The following is a 22348-nucleotide window of genomic DNA, read 5'->3' on the forward strand; positions in this document are numbered from 1 at the left end:
CTACAGGCAACGGTAGGCGGCCTCCGTGAGCAGGAGGGCGCGGCTGTCGCCGACGAGTGAGCCGGCCATCCTGTTCATCACATAGGCCAGCGCCAGGCCGCTCCCGGGATCGCCCAGCCCGAGCGACCCGCCCATCCCGGTGTGCCCGAACCCCCCGGGCCCGCCCGGCACCGGGAAGGCCGCAGACGGCCGCATGAAGCCCAGCCCGAACGACGACTCCCCCCGCATCACCCGGTCCACCCCGGACACCCGGGCGCGTACGGCGTCGCGCAACGTGCCGGGCCCGACCAGCCGTCCCTCCAGCAGCGCCGCGTAGAACCCGGCCAGCCCCCGTGCCGTCGCCACCAGCCCGGCCGCCGGCCACCCGGCGCGCAGCAGGACCGGATGGTTGGCGCCGCCCTTGAGCAGCGTCATCCGAGGCCGGTTCAGCGCCTGGTTCAGCAGGCCGGACGGGTCGAGCTCGGGCGCCGCCCGGCCCGGCGCACCGGCGAGGACGCGCTCGCCCGCCGACGACATCGCCGTACGGGAGATCACGTCGTCGGGTGCGCCCAGCCACATCTCCAGGCCGAGCGGCCCGGCGATCTCGGACGCGACCAGCTCGCCGACCGATTGCCCGCTCGCCCGGCGCACGACCTCGCCCAGCAGGAAGCCGAAGGTCAGCGCGTGATAGCCGTGCGCCGTGCCCGGCTCCCAGATCGGCGCCTGGGCGGCCAGCCGGGCGGCGATCGCGGGCAGGTCGCCGAACTCCTCCACCGGCACGTCCGCCTCCAGCACCGGCAGGCCCGCCGTGTGGGTCAGCAGGTGTTCGACGGTGATCCCCGCCTTGCCCGCCGAGGCGAACTCCGGCCACACCCGCGCCACGGGCGCGGCCAGGTCCAGCAGGCCGCGTTCGGCCAGGCGCAGCACGACGACGGCCGTCACCGCCTTGGTGCAGGAGAAGACCGTCACCGGCGTCTCGCGCAGCCACGGCCTGCCGGTGCGCCGGTCGGCGACGCCGCCCCACAGGTCGGCGACGCGTTCGCCCGCCACGTGCACGGCCACGGCCGCGCCCAGCTCCAAGCCTTCGGCGAAGTGCCGCTCGAACACCTCCCGCACGGGCTCGAACCCGGGTGCGACATACCCCTCGACCGTCACGACCGACCTCCCGCCTGCGCCGACGCCACCCACCCTAGGACCGGTCCCGGGGCGGTTAGGATCGCGCCATGCGCATCTCCGCCGCCCAGGCCCGCTGCCCCTGGCTCGACCCGGCCGAGGGGGTCCGCAAGGTCGTCGACTTCCTCGGCCGCGCCGCCGGCACCGGCGTCGACCTGCTGGCCTTTCCCGAGACGTTCCTGTCCGGCTATCCGCACTGGCTCACGCTGACCGGCGGGGCGCGCTTCGACGACGCCGAGCAGAAGCGGGCATACGCCGCCTACCTCGACGCCGCGGTCGAGCTGGAGGGGCCCGAGCTGAAGACCGTGACCGAGGCGGTGCGCGATCTCGGCGTCTTCACCTATCTGGGCGTATCGGAGCGGGTGCACGGCACGGTCTACTGCACGCTGGTGGCGATCTCGCCCGCCGAAGGGATCGTCTCGGCGCACCGCAAGCTGGTGCCCACCTACGAGGAGCGGCTGGTCTGGGGCGCGGGCGACGGGCACGGCCTGCGCGTGCACCAGGTGGGCGACGTCCGCGTCGGCGGCCTCAACTGCTGGGAGAACTGGATGCCGCTGGCCCGCCAGGCGCTCTACGCCCAGGGCCAGGACCTGCACGTGTCGGTCTGGCCGGGCTCCACCGGCCTGACCAAGGACATCACCAGGTTCATCGCCAAGGAGGGCAGGGTCTACTCGCTGGCGGCCGGGGCGCTCATCTCCTACGACGACGTGCCCGCCGCCTTCCCCTTCCGCGCCGAACTGGCCGAGCACCTGTCGGGCTACGACGGCGGCTCGGCCGTCGCCGGGCCCGACGGCGAGTGGATCGTCGAGCCGGTCTCCGGCGTCGAACAACTCGTCACCGCCGACATCGACCCGGCCGTCGTGCGCGGCGAACGCCAGAACTTCGACCCGGTCGGCCACTACGCGCGCGGCGACGTCTTCAAGGTCGAGGTGAACAGGCGCAGACTCGCGCCCGCCGAGTTCACCGACTGACCGGCCGGCGGGAGCGTCGATCACAAGCGGGGCAGGCCGACAGACAACCAGTAATGTGCCCAGTAATGTGCACGACGTGACAGTCTTCCTGCCGGGCCTGCGCCTCACCGACCACGAGTTCACCGTGCCCCTCGACCACGCCGACCCCGGCGGCGCCACGATCCGGGTGTTCGCCCGTGAGATGGCCGCGCCGGACGCGGGCGAGCGGCCGTGGCTGGTCTTCCTGCAGGGCGGCCCGGGCGGCAGGTCACCGCGTCCCGTCGACGCGAGCCAGTGGGGTCCCGTGCTCGCCACCCACCGTGTGCTGCTGCTCGACCAGCGCGGCACCGGCAGGAGCACGCCCGTCACCCCGGCCGATCTGACGGGCTCACCGGCCGAGCAGGCCGCCTACCTGTCCTGCTTCAGGGCCGATGCGATCGTCGCCGACTGCGAGCACATCAGGAAGGCGCTCGGCGTCGAGCAGTGGGAGACGCTCGGCCAGAGCTACGGCGGCTTCGTCACCCTGACCTACCTCTCCCTGGCCCCCGAGGCACTCAAGGCCTGCTACATCACCGGCGGCCTGCCCGGCCTCACCGCGACGGCCGACGACGTCTACACCCGCACCTATCCCCGCGTACGGCACAAGCTGCGCGAGCACTACCGGCGCTTCCCCGCCGACGAGGCCGCCGTGCGCCGCATCGCCGAGCACCTGGCGACGACCGAGGAGCGCCTGCCCGACGGCGACGTGCTGAGCGTGGCCAGGTTCAAGACGATCGGCCACCGCCTGGGCATGGGCGACGGCTCGGCGCGGCTGCACTGGCTGCTGGAGGAGGCGTGGACGGGAGCGGCCCTGTCGGACTCCTTCCGCCACGAGGTCATGGCCGAGACCGGGTTCGCCGGAAGGCCGCTCTACGCCGTCCTGCACGAGCCGATCTACGCCCAGGGCGCGGCCACCGCCTGGGCGGCCGACCGCACGCTGCCCACCGACTTCCACCGGCCCGAGATGCTGACCGGCGAGATGATCTACCGCTGGATGTTCGACGAGATCGGCCTGCTCAAGCCGTATGCCGAGGCGGCCGACCTGCTGGCCGCACGGGCCGACTGGCCGCCGCTCTACGACACCGCCAGGCTGGCGGCCAACCGGGTGCCGGTCGCCGCCGCCGTCTACCACGACGACATGTACGTCGACGCGGGCCTGTCGCTGGAGACCGCACGCGCGGTCGGCAACGTGCGCGCCTGGGTGAGCAACGAGTGGGAGCACGACGGCATCCGCGCCTCCGGAGGCGCCGTGGTCTCCCGCCTGATGGACATGGCCGCAGGGCGCCTCTGAACGCTCAGGCCGTGACGTCCTCCTGCTGGGTCTCGCGCAGCGGCAGCCGTACCTCGAACCAGGTCTGGCCTGGTTCGGAGCGGACCTTCAGCTCGCCGCCGTGGTGGCCTGCCACGATCCGGTAGGAGATGTCCAGGCCGAGGCCGGTGCCCTTGCCCACGCTCTTGGTGGTGAAGAACGGCTCGAAGATGCGCTCCTTGATCTCGTCGGGGACGCCGTGCCCGGTGTCGCCGATCTCGATGATCGCCTCGTCCTCGTCGTGGCCGGTGCGGACCGTCAGCGTGCCGCGCTCGCCCATGGCGTCGAGCGCGTTGTGGATGAGATTGGTCCACACCTGGTTCAGCTCACCGGCGAAGGCCGGGATGTGCGGCATCGTGCGGTCGTAGTCGGTCACCACGGTGACATTCGGCGAGATCTTGCCCCTGAACATCGCCAGCGTGCTGTCCAGCAACTCGTGCAGATCACACACCTGGTACGGCGCGCGGTCCATCTGGGAGTACTGCTTGGCCGACGACAGCAGCGAGCTGATGCGCTCGGTCGCCTCGGTCACCTCGCCGAGCATCTGCGAGATCTCCGTCGCCTCGGCCAGCCAGCGCAGCGCGGCCCCGGTGTGCTCCTCGCCCACCTTCGAGCGCACCTTCTCCAGGCCCGCCACGTCGAACCCGGCGTTGACCAGCGCGGGGGCCAGCTCCCACGCGTCGTCGACGCCGATCTCCTCCAGCGCGTCGCCGAGCTCGTCCTCGGCGTCGGAGATCTGCAGCGGCGAGCGCGGCGGCAGGTTGCCGACGGCCGAGGCGCACCGCTCCTGCATCTCGATCAGCGCACGCAGCTTCTCCGGCGCGATCCCGGCCTCGGCCAGCCCGGCGAGCTGGGTACGCGAGGCGCCGATGAGCTGACGCAGCTCGCTCACCGCGCGCACGGCCGCGGCGGCCGGGTTGTTCAGCTCGTGGGTCAGCCCGGCGGTGATCTGGCCGAGCGCGGTCAGCCGCTGCCGCCTGTCGATGATCTCGCGCTGCGCCCTGCCGCCGAAGGTGAGCCCCTCCAGCAGGTGCATCGCCATTGGGAACCACTCCGACACGATGTGCGCGAACTTCGCCGCCGGAAGCACGAACATCCGCGTCGGCGCGGTCGCCCGCAACGAGTGCGAGTAGCCGGGAGGCGCCTTGTCGCCGAGATAGGCGGCGATGGCGCCGCCGTACACGCCCGGCTGCGAGGTACGGCTCATCGACACGACGCCCGCACTGGTGTCGGTCGACATCACGATCTCGCCCTCGACCAGCACGACGAAGCAGTCGGCCGGGTCGCCCTGGCGCACGACGAGATCGCCCTGCTCGAACTCGGCGATGCGCCCGGCGGCCCCGAGCTTGGCCAGCTGCTCGTCGGTCAGCCGCTCGAACAGGAAGAGCTTGCGCAGGATCTCGATGTCGACGCTCATGCCTTCTCCAGGTAACGATGGACCAACGCCACCGCCATGGCGCCCTCGCCGACGGCCGAGGCGACCCGCTTGATCGAGTCGGCCCGCACGTCACCGGCGGCGAACACACCGGGCATGTTGGTCTCCAGGTAGTACGGCTCCCGCCTGAGCGGCCAGTTGCGCGGCCGTCCGTGCATGACCAGGTCGGGCCCGGTCAGCACGAACCCCTTGGCGTCGCGCTCCACCGTGTCGCCGAGCCACGTGGTGTAGGGCTCGGCGCCGATGAAGACGAACAGCCACTGCGCGTCGACCGTGCGCCGCCCAGCCGGGCCTTCGAGGGTCAGGCTCTCCAGGTGCCCGTCGCCCTGCGCGCCGACGACCGAGGTCTCGACGTGCACCTCGATACTGGGGATCGCGGCGATCTGCTCGATCAGGTAGTGCGACATGGACTTCTCCAACCCGTCGCCACGTACCAACAAGTTGACCTTGCTCGCGAATCCCGACAGGTAGACGGCGGCCTGCCCGGCCGAGTTCGCCGCGCCCGCGATGAAGACCTCGCCGTCCTGGCAGCCGGGCGCCTCGGTCATCGCGGCGCCGTAGAAGACGCCGCTGCCGACGAAGTCGTCCAGGCCGGGCGCCTCCAGGCGGCGGTAGGCGACGCCGGTGGCCAGGATGACCGCGTGCGCGGCGATCTCACCGCCGTCCTTGAAGCCGACCACCCTGGCCTGGCCCTTGCTCTCCAGGCTGACCACCTTGCGCGCGGTGAGCAGCTCGGCGCCGAACTTCAGCGCCTGCCGCCTGGCCCGGTCGGCCAGCTGCCCGCCGGACACGCCGTCGGGGAAGCCCAGGTAGTTCTCGATCCTGGAGCTCTGCCCCGCCTGCCCGCCGGAGGCGAGCGCCTCGACGAGCACGGTGTTGAGCCCCTCGGAGGCGCCGTACACCGCCGCGCCGAGCCCGGCCGGGCCGCCGCCGATGACGATCAGGTCGTAGAAGTCGGTCGCGGGCGTCGTCGACAGGCCGACGGCCGAGGCCAGCGTCGACTGGTCGGGCGCCTGCAGCGACTCGCCCTCCACGGTGACGACCAGCGGCAGCCTGCACTCGTCGCCCACGGCCGCGACCAGCTGCGCGCCGTCGGGGTCCTCGGCCAGCATCCACTGGTAGGGCACGTGGTTGCGGGCCAGGAAGTCGCGCACCTGGTACGACAGCGCCGACCAGCGGTCGCCGACCACGCGCAGCTCGTTGCGCTCGACCCGGTCGGTGCGCTGCCAGGCGTCGAGCTGGCCGTCGAGCACCGGGTAGAACTTCTCCTCCGGCGGGTCCCACGGCTTGAGCAGGTAGTGGTCGAGGTCGACGACGTTGATCGCCTGGATGGCCGCGTCCGTGTCGGCGTAGGCGGTCAGCAGGACCCTTCTGGCGTAGGGGTACATGTCCATCGCCAGTTCGAGGAACTGCACGCCGTTCATCTGCGGCATGCGGTAGTCGGCCAGGATCGCGGCCACGTCGTCCCCGCGCAGCCGCATCTCGCGCACGGCCTCGATGCCCTGGTCGGCGGACTCCGCCCTGACGATCCGGTACTGCTGGCCGTACCTTCTGCGCAGGTCGCGTGCCACGGCACGGGAGACTCCGGGGTCGTCGTCGACCGTCACGATGACGGGCTTGTCCATTCGCTAGCCTTTCCTGTCGCTTCCTCAGGGGAAGCATGACACGCGGGCCGCCGGTGTCAGGCGATCACCCTGCTCTCACCGCCGTCGACCAGCAGCGACACGCCGTTGACGAAGGAGGCGCGCTCGCTGGCCAGGAACGCCACCACGTCGCCCACCTCCTCCGCGCGGCCGATCCTGCCGACCGGCACCTCCCGGGCCTTGGCCGCCAGGCCCTCCTCGGTCAGCATCGAACGCAGCCTGCCGGTGTCGATCGGGCCGGGCAGCACGTTGTTGACCAGCACGCCGTCGCCGCCGACCTCCCTGGCCAGCGTGCGCACGATCCCGGCGACGGCCGAGCGCGTCGCGTTGGACAGGGCCAGGCCGTCGAGCGCCTCGCGCACCGACCGGCTGGTGATCGTCACGATCCGGCCCCAGCCCGCCGCCCGCATCCCGGGAAGTACGGCATGCAGCAGGCGTACGGTGCCCAGCAGGTTGCGTTGCACGGCGACGTCCCAGTCGGCCGGGGCGGTGTCGACGAACCTGCCGAACGGCGGCCCTCCGGCATTGGCGACCAGGATGTCGGGCCCGCCCAGCACCTCATGCGTCTCGGCCACGATCCGCGCCGCCGCCTCGGGGTCCTCCACGTCGCCGAGCACGGCGTGCACGAGTCCGCCGTACTCCTGCAACTCCACCACGGCGTCGGCCAGCCGCTCCGGGCTGCGTGCGCTCACGCACACCGAACAGCCCTCCCTGGCCAGGCTCTTGGCCGCCGCCAGGCCGATTCCCGCACTGCCGCCCGTGATGAGGGCGACCTTTCCCTTGATACCGAGGTCCATGGACGGACTATAGGACGCGATAGATCTTCACGAAAAATCCTCCCTGGAAAAGTATCCCTACCCGTGATGAGCTGGGCAGATGGCGAGAAATCTGATCCTTTCTGGAGGCCTCTTCCACGATTTCGACGCTACGTCCAAGGCTCTCGCGGACGTGCTTGCCGACATCGGCGTCGAATCAGAGATCACCGACGACATCGCGGGCGCGCTGCGCGAACCGTCGGAGGTACAGCTCATCACCGTCAACGCCCTGCGCTGGCAGATGCGCGCCGACCGCTTCGCCGACCAGCGCCGCCAGTGGGCCTTCACCCTCCCCGCCGAGGCCCGCACCACCCTGCTCGACCACCTCGACCGAGGCGGCGGCCTGCTGTGCATGCACACCGCCTCGATCTGCTTCGACGACTGGCAAGGCTGGTCCCGCGTCCTTGGCGCCACCTGGAACTGGTCGACCTCCCACCACCCACCCCTGGGCTGGGCCTCCGTCTCGGTCAACGACACCCACCCCATCGTCGAGGGCCTACGCGGCTTCGACGTCGTCGACGAGGTGTACGCGGGCCTGGACGTCCTGCCCGACGTGCGCCCCCTGGTGTCGTCGGTGACCGGCGAGCCCCTCGTGTGGGCCCGGCCGGTCCGAAGGGGCCGGGTGGTGTACGACGCACTCGGGCACGACACCCGCTCCTACGACAGCCCCGTGCATCGCACGCTGCTGCAGCGGGCGGCGCTGTGGCTGCTGAAGCGCCCCCTCATCTGAGCAGCCGCCTGGCGCGGGCCAGGAGGTGGGGGTGCGCTTCCTGGCTCTGCGCGAGGAGGGCTCTTATGGAGGCGCGATAGGGGCCACGCGCCAGGCCCAGCTCGACCAGGGCCACTTTCCAGCGCAGGGCTGGGGGGCCGGTGACGGTGAACAGCGCTATGTGTGGTCTGGTCCGAACCGTCGGTATGACTCGGATTCGTGGGCCAGGCGGCGCAGTACGTCGAAGGCTTTGCCGTACAGGACCGTGCCGAGGACCAGGCGTTCGACGGCGGTGTCGCGGGGGCCGCCGACGGGGATGCTGTCGATCTCGATCTCGGTGACCAGGCGCAGGGCGGCTTCGGCGTAGGGGCGCAGGTCGCCGGTGAGGCCGACCTGGCGCAGGCGCAGGAGGGTGTGGGCGAGTTCGTCGCGAGGGGGCGCCGAGGGGGTGATCGACCAGCCCAGGTCGGTGAGCAGGGCGTCGACCTCGGCCCTGGCCTCGGCCCACTGCTCGCTGTCGTCGGCGGGCACGGCGGGGGCGAGGGCGTAGTGCGCGGTGCCCAGCATGGTGTGGACGGGCAGCGACTCGTCCTCGACGGCGTCGATCACGGCCTTGATCGAGGCCACGGGCACCCTGCCGACTTCGAGCAGCGCTCTGACCAGGCGCAGCCGTCGCAGGTGCGACTCGTCGTAGTCGGCGCGTGTGGCCGCCGTCTGCAGGCCCGGGTGCAGGAGGCCTTCGCGGAGGTAGTACTTGATCGTGGGCACGGGGACGCCCGACTCGGCACTGAGCTGCGAAATCCACATAGTTGGATACTATAACTATCCAATCGCTGCCGACGTGCGCGCCAGATGGCGTGCCGCGGTCAGCAGGTCGGTGAGCGGGGCCTGGCGGTTCCACAGGTACACGACCTCGATCGGCGGCACCTCCTCGACGATCGGCAGGAAGGCCAGTGTGTCGGGCACGGGCCCGCCCTCGCGTACGGCCAGCGTGTACCCGGCTCCGGCGTCGACCATCGCGATCGTCAGGTCGTGGCTGGCGGCCGAAGGGGCGAGCCTCGGATGCAGCCCGTGCCTGGCGAACGCGGCCAGGAAACGCCTGGCCCCCGCCACCGCGTCCGACTCGGGCAGCACCAGCGGCTCGTCGGCCAGCGCGCCGAGTGAGACGGGGGAGTGCGGAGCCTCGGCCGCGAGCGGATGGTCCTTGCGCAGCAGCGCCCTGACCGGAGCCCGCTGCAGGACCAGCCTGGCCAGCCCTCTGGGCAGCGAGCCGGGCGCGTACCCGAGTCCGGCCTGCAGGGCGCCTTCGGCGATCGAGACGACCTGCTCGGCCGTGCCCATCGGCGCGACCCTGAGCCTCGGCCCTCTGGCCTGCGGCTCCGACAGCAGGCTGGCCAGCACGTCGCCGAGGCCGTCGGCCACACCGAGCCTGATCGCCTCGCCCGTGCCCCTGGCGGCCGCCACCGCACGTTCGAACGCGTCGACGGCGACGGTGGCCTGGGCCAGGAAGACCTCTCCCGCCTCGGTCAGGCTGACGCCCGACGCCGAGCGCGTGAACAGCTCCACGCCGATCTCCTTCTCCAGGGCGCGCAACTGCTCCGACAGCGTGGGCTGGGCGATGCGCAGCACGGCGGCGGCCCGCCGCAGGCTCCCGGCACGGGCGATCGCCAGCGCGTATCTGACCTGACGCAGGTCCATCGCCGACCTCCCTCGGCGGCGACACCTGGCGATAGGGGCCGCCTATCGGATGATCGCACCCCAAAGCCGCGAAAGGGATCCCCCCAAGGTGAGATCCCTCTCCGAAGCCCGAAGCCCGAACCCAGGCCCCAGCCCTGATGACCGAGGCCCGAGCCCCAGGCGCGTGCCCTGATCGTCGAAGCCCGTGCCCTACGCGCCTGCCCTGATCTCCGAAGCCCGAGCCCTAAGCGGGTGCCCTACGCGCGTGCCCTGATCACCGCGACCGGGCATCCGGCGTGGTGGAGCATCGCATGGCTGACCGAGCCGAGCATCATGCCGACCAGCAGACCGCGCCCGCGCGAACCGACGACCAGGAGCTCGGCGCCGTCCGACTCCTCCTTGAGCACGTCGGCCGGATGCCCCTTGACCGACTCCTCCACCACGTTCACCCCGGGATGAGCGGCCCGCGCGTCGGCCAGCGCCTTCTTCAGCACGCCCGGACCGCCCTGCGCCTCGTCGACCCCGGCGGGCGTCAGCGACGTCCAGGTGTGCACGGCACGCAACGTCGCCCCACGCCTGGCCGCCTCGGCGAACGCGAACAGCACCGCCGCCTCGCCCTCGGCCGAGCCGTCCACGCCGACGATCACCTCACGCCGCTTGGCCGCCGAACTGTCGCGTACCACGACGACATCGCACGGCGCGAGCCCGGCCAGCCCGTAGGCGACCGAGCCGACCATGAGCCCGCGGAAGCCGCCGATGCCGTGATTGCCCACCACGAGCAGCTCGGCCTCGGCCCCGGCGTCGATGAGCGCCTGCCTCGGGTCGCCGGGCAGCAGCACCGACTCGACGACCACGCCCGGCGCCTCGGTGCGGGCCCGTTCGACCGCGGCGTCGAGCACGCTCTGTCCGCCTTCGCGCATCCACTTGGCCACCTCGGCGAGCCTGCCGGTGCCGTCCTCGGCGCAGGCCCACTCCGGCACCGCGTGCGCCACCCTGAGCGGCACATCGCGCAGCACGGCCTCCTTCGCGGCCCAGCCCGCCGCCTCGAGCCCGGCCAGCGAGCCGTCAACCCCAACAATGATCATGGTCATGTCCTGCCCTCCCACGTCCGTGGCAAAGCACCGGAAGCTACCAAGAGCCGGTGAACAGGGCGTGCGGCGGTTCCCCGTCGCTCACCCTGAGCGCGGCGAGCCATGCCGCCGCGCCCGCGCCGTCACCGGCCGTGGCCTGTGGCACCTCGCCCAGCAGCCGCCGTACGGCATGCCGTACGGGGCCCTCGTTGGTCAGGACGCTACCCGCCAGCACCACGGGACCGCCGATGCGCACGCGGGTGACCTTCGCCACCAGCAGCGCGGCGGCCTGCTCCAGGATCGAGGCGGCCTGGGCGTCGCCCTGCTCGGCGGCGGCGACGGTGAGCGGGACGAGTGCGGCCAGGCTCATGTGACGGGCCTGGGCCAGCCGTACGATGCGGTAGGCGGCGTCGCGGCCTTCGGCTTGCTCGCCGTCGAGGTAGTGCGCGACGACGAGACGGGCCAGCGGCGAGTCGCCTCCGGTGTCGAGCAGGTGCACGACGGCCTTGGCGCTCGCCCTGCCGATCCAGAAGCCGGAGCCCTCGTCGCCGAGCAGCCAGCCGAGCCCGTCGTAGAGCTCCTCGACCTCGCGCCCCTCGAACCTGGCGGCCACCGCGCCGGTGCCGGACAGCAGCAGCGCGCCGTCGGGTGCGGGCGTGCCCGCGGCGTAGGCGATCGGCACGTCGCCCATGACCTCCAGGCCGTGCGGGCCTTCGGCCGGGTTCGACCTGGCGCCCGCCAGCGTCGTGCGCTCCCATGCGACCTTGATGCCGTGCTCGGCCCACACCCCGGCGAGCGCACGGCCGAACAGCGGCAGGTTGCCCGCGACCCCGCCCACGCTGGAGACGATCAGCGAGGGGTCGACGCCGCCCAGCGCCTCGCGCAGGGCGGAGGCGACGTTCGCCGAGGCCGTGCGCAGGCCGTGGGCGCTGGGGTTGCCGCCGCCCGATGTGCCGTAGCCGACCCTCTCGCCGGACAGGGTGAAGATCGCGATGCGGCTCGACGTGCCGCCCGCGTCGAGGCCGAGGACGAGCGCGTTGTGCATGGGTCACATCCTGGCCCTTGACGGAAGCGATAGGCAAGAATAATTTTCATGAAAGGATCGAGTGTTCGGAAGGAATATTCGTGACCGCTGGCGCGCTCGGCCGCATCGAGACCGAGCTCTCCACGCTTCCCGAGGCGCTGCGCCGGGTGGGTGCGGCCGTGCTGGCCGATCCCGAGGCGGCGGCGCGCTCGACGATCACCGCACTCGCCGGGCGCGCGGGCAGCTCGCCCGCCACGGTGACCAGATTCTGCCGTGCGTTCGGCTTCTCCGGCTATGCGGGGTTGCGGGTCGCGCTGGCCACCGAGACCGGCAGGGCCGCCGCGGCGGGCTGGGACGCGGGAGTCGGCCACCAGATCGGTCCCGACGACCCGCTTGAGGCCGCCATCGCCGTCATGGCGGCCACCGACGCCAGGCTCATCCAGGACACCGCCGCGCAGCTCGACCCCGCCGTGGTCGCCAAGGTCGCCGACGCGCTCGTCGCGGCCCGCCGGGTGCTGCTGGTCGGCGTCTCCACCAGCGCGGACGTCGGCGCGCTGATCGAAGGCAGGCTGCGACGCATCCGCATCCCCTGCTGGAGCACCGGCGACGCCCACCAGGCGCTGTCGGAGGCGGCCCTGCTCGGCGCCGGCGACGTCGCGATCGGCATCTCGCACCGGGGCAGGACCCGCGAGGTCATCGAGGCGCTCGGCGAGGCGTCGGCGCGTGGCGCGATCACGGTCGCGGTCACCTCGTTCGCCCGTTCGCCGCTGGCCGAGGCGGCCGGACTGGTGCTCACGACCGCGAGCAGGGAGACCACCTTCCGGCTCGGCGGTCTGGCCGCCGTGCACTCCCAGATCTTCGTCCTGGACGCCGTCTACATGGCGGTCGCCCAGCGCACCTACGAGCGCACCAGCGAGGCGTTCGAGCTGACGATCAGGGCGGTGGACGGGCACCGGGTGGAGAAGGGCTGGTCGCCGGCATGAACGAAGGTCCGGCCGAGGCCGCGAGGGGACCGCCAGCGCGCCTGCCGGTCGACATCGCCGGTGGCGACGAGCATGACATGGAGCAGTGCACCCGCTTCCGTTCGCACCAGCCAGGCCAGGAGGTACGACCGTGTCCACCACCCCCATGACCAACCCCATGACGCGAAGGCAACTGCTGGGCAGCGCGCTCCTGCTGCCGGTCGCCGGAGCGCTGTCCGCCTGCGCGACGCCGGGCGCCCCGCCGGGAGCCGCGCCCACGGCGGCGCCGGTCGCGACCGGGCCGGACAATCCGTTCGGCATCGCACCCACCCAGCCGTTCGAGACCGTCATCTTCGACGGCGGGTTCGGCGACGCCTACGCCAGGACCATCCACCAGCCCGCCTTCACCGCCAGGCATCCGGGCGTGCCGATCAGGCACACCGCGCTCAAGGAGGTCGCCAAGACCCTCCAGCCGAGGTTCGCCGCGGGCGATCCGCCCGAGCTCATCAACAACTCCGGCGCCGACGCCATGGACACCGGCGCCCTCGTCCAGGACGACCAGATCCAGGACCTCACCGCCCTGCTCGACGCGCCGAGCTGGGACGACCCCGCCGTCAAGGTACGCGACACCATCCTGCCGACGGCCGTGGAGATCGGCACCTACGACGGCACGTTCCGCGTCCTGCCGTACGCCAGCACGGTCTGGGGTATCTGGTACTCCAGCAAGCTCTTCGCCGACAACGGCTGGCAACCGCCCAGGACGTGGGCCGAGTTCCTGCGCCTGCTGGAGGCGATCAAGAAGTCCGGCAGGACGGCTCCGCTGACCTATGCCGGGAAACACCCGTTCTACATCTACGAGACCATCCTCACCCTGGCCGCCAAGATCGGCGGGGTGGACGTGCTCAAGAACATCGACAACCTCGCCGAAGGCGCCTGGAGCGCCGCACCGGTGCTGACCTCGGCCACCGCCTGGTCGGGCATCGGCTCGACGTACCTCATGCGGGGCACGGCGGGCCTGGACCACGTCCAGACGCAGACCGCGCAGAACAAGGGTCAGGTCGCCCTGCTGCCCTGCGGCTCGTGGCTGGAGAACGAGCAGAAGGACAGCACGCCCGCCGACTTCGGCTACGCCATGTTCCCGCTGCCCGACTTCTCCGCCTCCGACGCCCTGCCGTACGGCACCGTGCACTCCAGGCCGGGTGAGGAGTTCGTGGTGGCGGCCAGGTCGGCCAATCCGCGCGCCGGGATGGAGTACATGCGGGCGATGCTGTCCAAGCAGGCGGCGGGCAGGTTCTCCGAGCTCGTCAGCACGCTCACCGTCGTCAAGGGCGCGGCCGAGGGCAGGACGCTCAAGCCGGGACTGCGCAGCGCCTCGGCCGCCCTCGCACGCGCGGGCGAGCACACCGTCCACTTCCGCTTCCGCCAGTGGTACCTGCCGCTGCACGACGAGGTCGCCGCCGCCACCGGCCAGCTCATGAACGGCCGCCTGACCCCGGCCGCCTGGGCCGCGCGCATCGAGGCCAAGGCCGCCGAGATCAAGGCCGATACCTCGGTCAAGAAGTTCACCCGCACATGAGCGGCAACGGCCGATGAGGTACGGCAGAGGGCGGTTCGTCGTGGGCTTCCTGGCGGCCCCGGTGACGCTCTACCTCGTCTACGTGATCGCGCCCTACGTCCAGGCGTTCTCCATCGCGCTCACCGACTGGCGTGGGGTGAGCGCGACGCCGCGCTTCATCGGCCTGGAGAACTTCGGGCGGCTGCTCGGCGACACCAAGGTGCATCAGGCCGTGCTGCACAACGGGCTGCTGCAGATCCTGCTGCCGCTGCTGACGATCGGCGTCGCGCTGCTGTTCGCGTTCCTGCTGGGGGCCGGGGGCGTCCGGGGGGCGAGGTTCTACCGGGTGCTGTTCTTCTTCCCCCAGGTGCTGGCCGTCGCGGTCGTCGCGGTGCTGTTCCAGCAGGTCTACCGGCCCGACGCCTCCGGCATGCTGAACGGGCCGCTGATCGCGCTCGGCCTCGAACCCGTCGGGTTCCTGTCCGACCCGTCGGTGGCGTTCTGGTCGGTGCTCGCCGTACTGGTGTGGCAGGCGGTCGGTTTCTACGTCGTGCTGTTCTCGGCGGGGATGGCGTCGATACCGCGTGAGGTGTTCGAGGCGGCGGCCATCGACGGGGCCGGGCGCGTGCAGCTGTTCGTACGGGTGACGCTGCCGCTGCTGTGGGACACCGTGCAGGTCGGCTGGGTCTATCTGGGCATCGCCGCGCTCGACGTCTTCGCCGTGGTGTGGGTGATGACGGCCGAGCACGGCGGGCCCGACTCCGCCACCACCGTGCTGGCGGCCGAGATCTACCGCAACGCCTTCCAGTACTTCAGGTTCGGCTACGCATCGGCGCTGGGGGTCGTGCTGTTCGTGTTCACCGTGGGGTTCGCCGCGCTCGCCCTGCGGTTGTCGCGTCGCGAGAGGATCGAGTACTGATGGCCTTCTCGCGCAGGGCGGCCCGGCTTGAGGGGCGGGCCAGGCTCGGGCCGCTGCGGGGGCTGTCGCATCTCGCGCTGGTGGTGTGGGCGGTGCTGGTCGCGGTGCCGATCCTGTGGACGTTCCTGGCCTCGGTGAAGAGCGAGAGCGAGATCTTCGGCGACGCGTGGTCGCTGCCGCGGACGCTGCGCTTCGACAACTACGCCAGGGCCTGGCAGCAGGCGGGCATCGGCTCGGCCATGCTCAACAGCGTCGTCGTGGTGTTCTTCGGCGTGGCCGGGACGATGCTGCTCGGGTCGATGGCCGCCTACGTGCTCTCGCGGTATCGCTTCAGGGGGAGCAGGGCGGTGTACCTGCTGTTCGTCTCGGGACTGGCCTTTCCCGTTTACCTGGCGTTGACGCCGCTGTTCTTCGTGGTGCAGAACATGGGTCGCGTCCCGCTCGTCGGGCCGTTCATCGGGCTGAACACGCATGCGGGGCTGGTGCTGGTCTATGTGGCCTACTCGCTGCCGTTCACGGTGTTCTTCCTGGCGGCCTTCTTCCGCACGCTGCCGGGAGCGGTCGCCGAGGCGGCCTTCGTGGACGGGGCCTCGCACAGCAGGGTGTTCTTCCAGGTGATGCTGCCGATGGCCAGGCCGGGCATCGTCAGCATCACGATCTTCAACATCCTCGGGCAGTGGAACCAGTACCAGATCCCGCTGGTGCTGCTGGCGGGCGACCGGTCGAAATGGGTGCTGACCCAGGGGATCGCCGACATCTCCACCGCCTCCGGCTACGACGCCGACTGGGCCGCCCTGTTCGCCGCGCTCAGCATGGCGATCCTGCCCATGCTCGTCGTCTACACGATCTTCCAGCGCCAGATCCAGGCCGGCCTCACCGCGGGCGCGCTCAAGTAGACCGGCTCTGGACCTTGATCGTCGGTGGTCGCATACTCCTGGGATGACGACCGTCTTCACCACCCCCCGCCTGCGCGTGCGCCCTTGGACGACCAGCCGGTCGGACCTGGACCACGTCGCCGACATGTACGGCAGGCCCGAGGTCACCCAATACCTGCCCGCCGTCGAGCTGACCCCCGTGCAACGGCTGGAGCGCTGGATCGCCAGGACCGGCACGACCTACGGCATCTGGGCCGTCGAGCCGCTGGCGGGCGGCGCCCCCGTCGGCACCGTCCTGCTGGTCCCGCTCGCCGACGGTGACGGCGAGGTCGAGGTCGGCTGGCACCTGCACCCCGACCACAGAGGAAAGGGCTACGCCACCGAGGCGGCCGGGGGAGCGCTCGAACGCGGCTTCGCGGCGGGCCTGGAGGAGATCCTCGCCGTCGTCATGCCGGCCAACGAACCGTCCAAGGCGGTGTGCCGGCGCCTGGGCATGGAGGCGCTCGGCCTGACGACCAGGTGGTACGGCGTCGTGGCCGATCTGTTCAGGATCACCCGGGAAGGTTCTTCAGCGCCTCACGGCGACTCAGCCCCGTGATGCCCTTGGCGTTGACATAACGCACGACCTCTTCGGGATTGACCTTGGCATGCTCGCGCAACGCCCAGCCGATGGCCTTGCGGGCGAAGAAGTCGGTGTCGGACAGGCTCGGCTCGATGCAGGCGTAGAGCAGGCCCAGGTCGGTCTCGGCATGGAACTTCAGCTGGCACAGGATCGCCGAGCGCCGCTTCCACAGGTCGTCGCCGTGCGCCCACTCCAGCATGAGCGGGCGCATCGCGTCGGGGTAGCGCCGCAGCAGCCCGCCGATCCGCCCGGCCGCGATCTCGTCGACATAGTCCCACCAGGCGCCCGTGACGATCATCTCTTCGTACATCGGCACGGTGTAGAGCGTCTGGAAGTCCTTGTAGTAGCGGAAGCCGGACAGGGCGATGGCGGCGTAGCGCTCCTCGCGATACTCCGCCTCGCGCCACAGGGCCAGGACGGCGCGCCGCCAGTCGGGGGCGCGCTCGATGCGGTGCTCGGCGAAGACCTGACGCAGGGCCAGGCGTCGTGGGGTCGCCTGGACGCCCAGGAAGGGCATGTCGGACTTCATATAGGCGCGCATCGGCTCGGCCTTGTCGGGCTCGGCGACCTCCTGCAGGGCGATCCGCACCGCCTTGCCGAGGCTCATCCCTTGTGTGACGTGCGCTCGCCCTTGGCCAGGCCGTCGAACAGCACGGTGATGTAGTGCTCGGCCAGCCCTGTGGTGTTGAGCCTGCCGCCCGGTTTGAACCAGCGCACCGCGACCCAGATGGTGTCGCGGATCATCCGGTAGGTCAGCTTGGGGTCGACGTCGGCCCGGAACTGGCCTGCGGCCTGCCCGGCCTTGATCTGCTCCACCCACATGCGCTCGACCTCGTCCTCGGCCTTGACGAGATAGTCGAAGCGCTCGAACTGCTGCAGGTAGTTGTAGTCGTTCTGCATGACGGTGATGGCGGCGCGGTGCGGCTCCAGCGTGCTGAAGCCGATGCGCACCATCTCCGCAAGCGCGTCCCTGGGCTCGCCGCCCTGCTCCAGCGCCGCGCGGTAGCGGGCGATGAGGTCGTCGAGGAAGGTGGAGAGCACCTCGTCGACGATCGTCTCCTTGGAGTCGAAATGGTGGTAGAGACTTCCGGAGAGGATGCCCGCCTCGTCGGCGATCTCGCGGACGGTGGTCGCCTGGAAGCCCTTGCGCGCGAACAGCTCGGCGGCGAGCTTGACGAGGTGGTCGCGGCGCTCCGATGCCGATCCTGACGCGGTCGTCCGCTTGGCGGTGGCGCGCTTCGCGGATGTCGCGGTGGCGCCGCCGGTGTTCTTTCGCGTGGTCACCCTCCCCATTATGGGCCCTTGCGCAATCGCTTGTTCACCGAACTCGCCCAGCTCACCCGCACTTCTGTGTGCGGCCAAGCGTTTGCTTTAGGCAAACGCTTTCACAGCAAGTGCGAGGCCCGACACCCCTGGTATCGAACGTCTGTGATGTCAGGATTGTCCTATGCCAAATCCCTTCACACTGGGCGTGGCATCGGGGGAGCCACTCCCTGATGGCGTGATCATCTGGACCAGACTCGCGCCCGACCCCGTGCACCCCGATCCGAACCGGCCGGGCGGCATGGCGGCCAAACCGGTCGAAGTGCGCTGGCAGGTCGCCGAGGACGAGCGGTTCGCCACGATCGTCCAGCAGGGCGTCGTCCAGGCGCTGCCCGCATGGGCGCACAGCGTGCATGTCAAGATCGTGGCACTGCGCCCGGCGACCGACTACTTCTACCGCTTCCGCGCCGGATCGGACCTCAGCCAGATCGGCAGGACGCGCACCGCGCCCGCGCCCGGCTCGCTGCAGCCCGTCAGGTTCGCCCTGGCCAGTTGCCAGCGCTACGAGCACGGCTTCTACCCCGCCTACCGCCACCTCGCCGCCGAACGCCCCGACCTCGTCCTGCACGCGGGCGACTACATCTACGAGTACGGCAGGCCCGCGGGCACACCCGGCCCCGGTCGCTGGGTCAGGCCCCTGGAGCCTCCGGCCAAGGAGGTGACGACGCTGCACGGCTACCGCAACAGGTACGCCCACTACAAACGCGACGCCGACCTGCGTGCCGCACACGCCGCCGCGCCCTGGGTGGCGACCTGGGACGACCACGAGGTGCGGGACAACTACGAGGGCATGTCGCCGGGCGACGGTTCGAGCGCATCGGCCTTCCGCAAACGCCGGATCGCCGCGTACCAGGCCTACTACGAGCACCAGCCGCTGCGGGTACGGCCGCAGCAGGCCGATCTGCAGATGTACCGCCGCAGGACCTACGGCCAGATCGCCGACTTCATCGCCCTGGACTGCCGCCAGTACCGCGACGACACCACGATGCTCGGCCGGGCGCAGGAGGAGTGGCTGATCTCCCGGCTGCGGACCAGCGGTGTGCGGTGGAAGATCCTGCTCCAGCCGCTCTTCTTCGCCAGGCGTTTCGTGCCCGGCCCCGCGCCGAACCTCAGACTCGACGCCTGGGACGGCTACCCGGCCGCCCGCGCCCGCATTCTCGGGGCCGGTGCGTCGGGTCTCGTGGTGCTCAGTGGTGACGTGCACAACAGTTGGGCGGCCGATCTCAAGGCCGACTTCCTCGACCCCGCCTCGCCGATCGTCGGCGCGGAGTTCGTCGGCACCTCGATCTCCAGCCTGCCCCCCGCGACCGACAGTGCTGCGGTGCTGGCGGCCAACCCGCACCTGCGCTTCTTCGAAGGACACCGAGGCTACGTCACCGGTACGGCGAGCGGATCGGAGTTCAGCGTCGCCTTCCATGCGGTCGACACGGTGGCCGACAGAAACGCTCCGTCGCGGACCATGGCGGAGTTCGTGACGGAGGGGAGGGGCATAAGACGCCGAGAGGTCTGAACAACATGGCGGTGACGTCTGTAGAACGGGAGGTCAGCCCCCCTAGAGAATAGTAAAGTTTCCTATTAGATTACGGGCATGCCCAAGAGCGGTGTTTCATGACACGGCCTGGCCGCGACTTGCTGCGCCTTGCCGACTCCGTCCTCCTGCCCGGCTTCGTGGGAAGGACGCCCCCCGACTGGTTGCGCCGCCGCTTGGACGGCGGACTCGGCGGGGTGGTGCTGTTCTCTCGCAACATCGACAGCTCCACCCAGGTCGCCGAGATGACCGAAGAGATGCGCGCGCACAACCCACACCTTCTCGTCGGCATCGACGAGGAATCGGGGGAGGTGACGCGGCTCGAAGTCGCTTCGGGAAGCAGCCGTCCGGGAAACTTCGCCCTCGGCGTCGTCGACGACGTCGAGCTCACCGAGCAACTGGCCCGAGATCTCGGCCACGACCTCGCCGCGGCAGGGGTGACGATTGATTTCGCACCCGACGCCGACGTCAACTCCAATCCCGACAACCCCGTCATCGGTCTGCGCTCGTTCGGCGCCGACCCCGATCTGGTCGCCAGGCACACCACAGCCTTCGTCCGCGGTCTGCAGGCCGCCGGGGTGGCCGCCTGCGCCAAGCACTTCCCCGGACACGGCGACACTTCGGTCGACTCCCACCACGGCGTACCCCTGGTCGCCGCGGGCATCGCGGAGCTGGAAGAGATCGCGCTGCGTCCGTTCAGAGCGGCGATCGAGGCCGGTGTGCGCTCGGTGATGACCGGGCACCTGCTGGTCTCGGCGTTCGACGACGAGACACCGGCCACGCTCAGCCCACGCGTGCTGACCGGTCTGCTCCGCGACGAGCTCGGTTTCGAGGGCATGATCATCACTGACGGCATCGAAATGGCGGCCGTCTCCGGCGTGTACGGCATCGGCGGAGCCTCCGCCCGTGCCATCGCGGCCGGCGCCGACGCCATCTGCATCGGAGGCGAGCATGCCGACGAGGCGACCGCAGAGGAGGCCCGCGACGCGATCGTGGGCGCGGTCGTCGACGGCTGGCTGCCTGAGGAGCGTCTCGCCGATGCGGCCCGCCGGGTGACCGAGCTGGGCGCCTGGGCCTACCAAAGGCGAGGGATCGTACGTGAGGCGTGCGACGGTGAGGTGGGCCTGATCGCCGCCCGCCGCGCGATCAGGGTGACGAGGAGATCGGCCACGGCAGTGTTGCCGCTGACCGTGCCACCACAGATCGTGGAGTTCGCGCCGGAGATGAACCTGGCGATCGACAAGGGCACCCCCTGGGGTGTCGGAGAGCCACTGGGCAGGATGCTGCCCGGCACGGAGGTCACCCGCTTCGTCATGGGCGAGGCAGGTGGCGCGGCGATCGAGGAAGTGCTCGCGGCGGCCTACGGCAGACCGCTCGTCCTCGTCGCCAGGGACGCGCACCGCTATCCGTGGCAGACGGAGGCGTTGCATCACTTGCTGAGTGCGCGACCCGACGCGGTCGTCGTGGAGATGGGACTGCCGGTGCGCTCCGATCTGGGCGCCGTGCACATCGCCACGCACGGGTCGGCCCAGGTATGCGGCCAGGCCGCGGCCGAGGTGCTGACCGGCGCACTGTAAACGCCCGGTGCTGGAACCGCCGCAGTGTAAACGGTTCGCGGCCGGGGCGCAGGCGGGGCGGGACTCGGGGGTCCTGCCCCGCTGGAGTCTGCGCACATTCCTCCAGCACCACCGGAAAGCGAGGCACCTCGTGAGGCGTCTCATCACGGCGGGAGCCCTGCTCAGCGCAGCCTTCTCCGCCCCCGCGGCGGTCACCGATCCTGTGGACATCGTGTTCCGCGCAAGGCGCTGACGCCGGCCCAGTCGCGCTGCGCATGCACGCGCTCAACAGTGCGATCCAGCTGCGCCTGCGCTGACCTGCCCACCGTGTACGGCGAGGCCCGGACTGTCGGCGCCTCGCCGTACCATCGCCGGATGGACCTCACGCACGCCCGCGAGTTCAGCGGCCTCGACCTGTCACACCAGTCCCACGAGCTCGGCGACGAGGGGCCCTACGTCTTTCGCGAGTGCGACTTCACCGAGGCCGATCTGTGGGGGGCGTTCCTGCCGGGGGCGAGGTTCGAGTCGTGCGTGCTCGACGGCGTCGACCTGCGCAAGGCCGATCTCGACGGGGCCGTGTTCACCGGCGGGGGCGGGATGCGCGCCAGGTTCGTCGACGCCGATCTCATCGATGTGGTGTTCACCGATGTCGATCTGTCGTCGGCCCAGTTCGGCGGGGCGCTGCTGACCGACGTGTCGTTCACCGGGTGCCGCATGATCGGCGCGGTCCTGACCGGTTCGCGTGGCACCGGGTTCAAGGTCAGCCGGAGCAATCTCACCATGGCCAACCTGGGCGGCTGCTCGCTGCGCGGGCACGAGATCGAGGGCGTGCGCTTCGACGACGCCGATCTGTCGGGCTGTGATTTCACCGACGCGGTGTTCAGCGACTCCCGGTTGATCGGGGCGAAGGTGCTGCGGACGAAGTTCACGAAGGCCGATCTGCGGGGGGCGGACATCGGGCATCCGGACGACGAGAAGCTCCGCGCGCTGACCGGGGCGATCATCACACAGGCGCAGGCGGCGGCCATCCTGGGGGATCGGGGGATCACCGTTCTCTGACGGTTTCCGGCGCTTCCGGCGGCGGACGTTCGGTGTTCGGCGCCGGCGTCTCGTGGGTTCCGACACGCGCGGTGAGGTGTGGCGGCACGCGGGTGAGGGGTCGGGGGAGCTCGACCGGAGCATGGC

At 70.9% G+C, this 22348-nt stretch carries 21 protein-coding genes; 11 read left to right on the plus strand and 10 right to left on the minus strand.

Annotated elements, in window-relative coordinates:
- Positions 1–1134, minus strand: coding sequence for a serine hydrolase domain-containing protein (locus tag ACTWNK_RS11545; protein WP_474303889.1), 1134 nt, complete (start codon positions 1132–1134; stop codon positions 1–3).
- Between the two features lie 68 nt (positions 1135–1202).
- Between ACTWNK_RS11545 and ACTWNK_RS11550 the strand changes: the two genes are divergently transcribed.
- Positions 1203–2123 (plus strand): carbon-nitrogen hydrolase family protein, encoded by a 921-nt coding sequence (locus ACTWNK_RS11550; RefSeq protein ID WP_474303890.1) that lies wholly within the window; start codon positions 1203–1205, stop codon positions 2121–2123.
- A gap of 76 nt (positions 2124–2199) precedes the next feature.
- On the plus strand, positions 2200–3432 hold the full coding sequence (locus ACTWNK_RS11555; protein ID WP_474303891.1) for an alpha/beta fold hydrolase: 1233 nt from the start codon (positions 2200–2202) through the stop codon (positions 3430–3432).
- Positions 3433–3436: 4 nt separating this feature from the next.
- On the opposite strand, the gene ACTWNK_RS11560 is transcribed toward ACTWNK_RS11555, so the two are convergent.
- The 3 genes from ACTWNK_RS11560 to ACTWNK_RS11570 are packed head-to-tail and all read right to left on the minus strand — an operon-like array spanning position 3437 to position 7325.
- Positions 3437–4867: an ATP-binding protein gene (locus tag ACTWNK_RS11560; protein WP_474303892.1), complete on the minus strand. Its 1431-nt coding sequence runs from the start codon at positions 4865–4867 to the stop codon at positions 3437–3439.
- The gene (locus ACTWNK_RS11565) at positions 4864–6510 is read right to left on the minus strand and encodes an NAD(P)/FAD-dependent oxidoreductase (protein WP_474303893.1); all 1647 of its coding nucleotides are present in this window, start codon (positions 6508–6510) and stop codon (positions 4864–4866) included. The genes ACTWNK_RS11560 and ACTWNK_RS11565 overlap by 4 nt, the downstream gene beginning before the upstream one ends.
- 56 nt (positions 6511–6566) lie before the next feature.
- Positions 6567–7325, minus strand: coding sequence for an SDR family oxidoreductase (locus ACTWNK_RS11570; RefSeq protein WP_474303894.1), 759 nt, complete (start codon positions 7323–7325; stop codon positions 6567–6569).
- Between the two features lie 79 nt (positions 7326–7404).
- Between ACTWNK_RS11570 and ACTWNK_RS11575 the strand changes: the two genes are divergently transcribed.
- Positions 7405–8073, plus strand: coding sequence for a ThuA domain-containing protein (locus tag ACTWNK_RS11575; RefSeq protein WP_474303895.1), 669 nt, complete (start codon positions 7405–7407; stop codon positions 8071–8073).
- Positions 8074–8229: 156 nt separating this feature from the next.
- Here ACTWNK_RS11575 and ACTWNK_RS11580 read toward each other — a convergent pair whose 3' ends face one another.
- The 4 genes from ACTWNK_RS11580 to ACTWNK_RS11595 all read right to left on the minus strand — a co-directional run bounded on the left by ACTWNK_RS11580 (position 8230) and on the right by ACTWNK_RS11595 (position 11844).
- The gene (locus ACTWNK_RS11580; protein WP_474303896.1) at positions 8230–8859 is read right to left on the minus strand and encodes a MerR family transcriptional regulator; all 630 of its coding nucleotides are present in this window, start codon (positions 8857–8859) and stop codon (positions 8230–8232) included.
- Between the two features lie 15 nt (positions 8860–8874).
- On the minus strand, positions 8875–9750 hold the full coding sequence (locus ACTWNK_RS11585; RefSeq protein ID WP_474303897.1) for a LysR family transcriptional regulator: 876 nt from the start codon (positions 9748–9750) through the stop codon (positions 8875–8877).
- 236 nt (positions 9751–9986) lie between these two features.
- The gene (locus ACTWNK_RS11590) at positions 9987–10820 is read right to left on the minus strand and encodes a universal stress protein (protein ID WP_474303898.1); all 834 of its coding nucleotides are present in this window, start codon (positions 10818–10820) and stop codon (positions 9987–9989) included.
- A gap of 37 nt (positions 10821–10857) precedes the next feature.
- On the minus strand, positions 10858–11844 hold the full coding sequence (locus tag ACTWNK_RS11595; RefSeq protein ID WP_474303899.1) for an N-acetylglucosamine kinase: 987 nt from the start codon (positions 11842–11844) through the stop codon (positions 10858–10860).
- An 80-nt stretch (positions 11845–11924) separates the two neighbouring features.
- Between ACTWNK_RS11595 and ACTWNK_RS11600 the strand changes: the two genes are divergently transcribed.
- From ACTWNK_RS11600 to ACTWNK_RS11620, 5 genes are all read left to right on the plus strand, one after another.
- Complete coding sequence (locus ACTWNK_RS11600) at positions 11925–12806, plus strand: MurR/RpiR family transcriptional regulator (protein WP_474303900.1); 882 nt, start codon at positions 11925–11927, stop codon at positions 12804–12806.
- A 130-nt stretch (positions 12807–12936) separates the two neighbouring features.
- Positions 12937–14361: an N-acetylglucosamine/diacetylchitobiose ABC transporter substrate-binding protein gene (gene ngcE / locus ACTWNK_RS11605; RefSeq protein ID WP_474303901.1), complete on the plus strand. Its 1425-nt coding sequence runs from the start codon at positions 12937–12939 to the stop codon at positions 14359–14361.
- Positions 14362–14374: 13 nt separating this feature from the next.
- Positions 14375–15259 carry a carbohydrate ABC transporter permease gene (locus ACTWNK_RS11610; protein WP_474303902.1) on the plus strand — a complete coding sequence of 295 codons (885 nt, stop codon included), beginning with the start codon at positions 14375–14377 and terminating at the stop codon, positions 15257–15259.
- A complete protein-coding gene (locus ACTWNK_RS11615) occupies positions 15259–16155 on the plus strand; it encodes a carbohydrate ABC transporter permease (protein ID WP_474303903.1) in 897 nt (298 codons plus the stop codon). Before ACTWNK_RS11610 ends, ACTWNK_RS11615 begins: the two co-directional genes overlap by 1 nt.
- Positions 16156–16198: 43 nt before the next feature.
- Positions 16199–16732 (plus strand): GNAT family N-acetyltransferase, encoded by a 534-nt coding sequence (locus ACTWNK_RS11620; protein ID WP_474303904.1) that lies wholly within the window; start codon positions 16199–16201, stop codon positions 16730–16732.
- Here the strand turns inward: ACTWNK_RS11620 and ACTWNK_RS11625 are convergent.
- Together ACTWNK_RS11625 and ACTWNK_RS11630 are read right to left on the minus strand one after the other, a co-directional pair.
- Positions 16686–17363, minus strand: a complete 678-nt coding sequence (locus ACTWNK_RS11625) for a DNA alkylation repair protein (protein WP_474303905.1) — start codon at positions 17361–17363, stop codon at positions 16686–16688. The two genes, ACTWNK_RS11620 and ACTWNK_RS11625, sit on opposite strands and share 47 nt — an antisense overlap.
- Entirely contained in the window at positions 17360–18040 is a 681-nt protein-coding gene (locus ACTWNK_RS11630) for a TetR/AcrR family transcriptional regulator (RefSeq protein ID WP_474303906.1), read from the minus strand. The genes ACTWNK_RS11625 and ACTWNK_RS11630 overlap by 4 nt, the downstream gene beginning before the upstream one ends.
- Before the next feature lie 163 nt (positions 18041–18203).
- Here ACTWNK_RS11630 and ACTWNK_RS11635 point away from each other — a divergent pair, with 163 nt between their 5' ends.
- The 3 genes from ACTWNK_RS11635 to ACTWNK_RS11645 all read left to right on the plus strand — a co-directional run bounded on the left by ACTWNK_RS11635 (position 18204) and on the right by ACTWNK_RS11645 (position 22222).
- The gene (locus tag ACTWNK_RS11635; RefSeq protein WP_474303907.1) at positions 18204–19589 is read left to right on the plus strand and encodes an alkaline phosphatase D family protein; all 1386 of its coding nucleotides are present in this window, start codon (positions 18204–18206) and stop codon (positions 19587–19589) included.
- 98 nt (positions 19590–19687) lie between these two features.
- Positions 19688–21184 (plus strand): glycoside hydrolase family 3 protein, encoded by a 1497-nt coding sequence (locus ACTWNK_RS11640; protein WP_474303908.1) that lies wholly within the window; start codon positions 19688–19690, stop codon positions 21182–21184.
- A 354-nt stretch (positions 21185–21538) separates the two neighbouring features.
- Positions 21539–22222, plus strand: coding sequence for a pentapeptide repeat-containing protein (locus ACTWNK_RS11645; RefSeq protein WP_474303909.1), 684 nt, complete (start codon positions 21539–21541; stop codon positions 22220–22222).
- Positions 22223–22348: the final 126 nt, after the last annotated feature.

The organism is Nonomuraea sp. IBHARD001, from assembly GCF_056106265.1.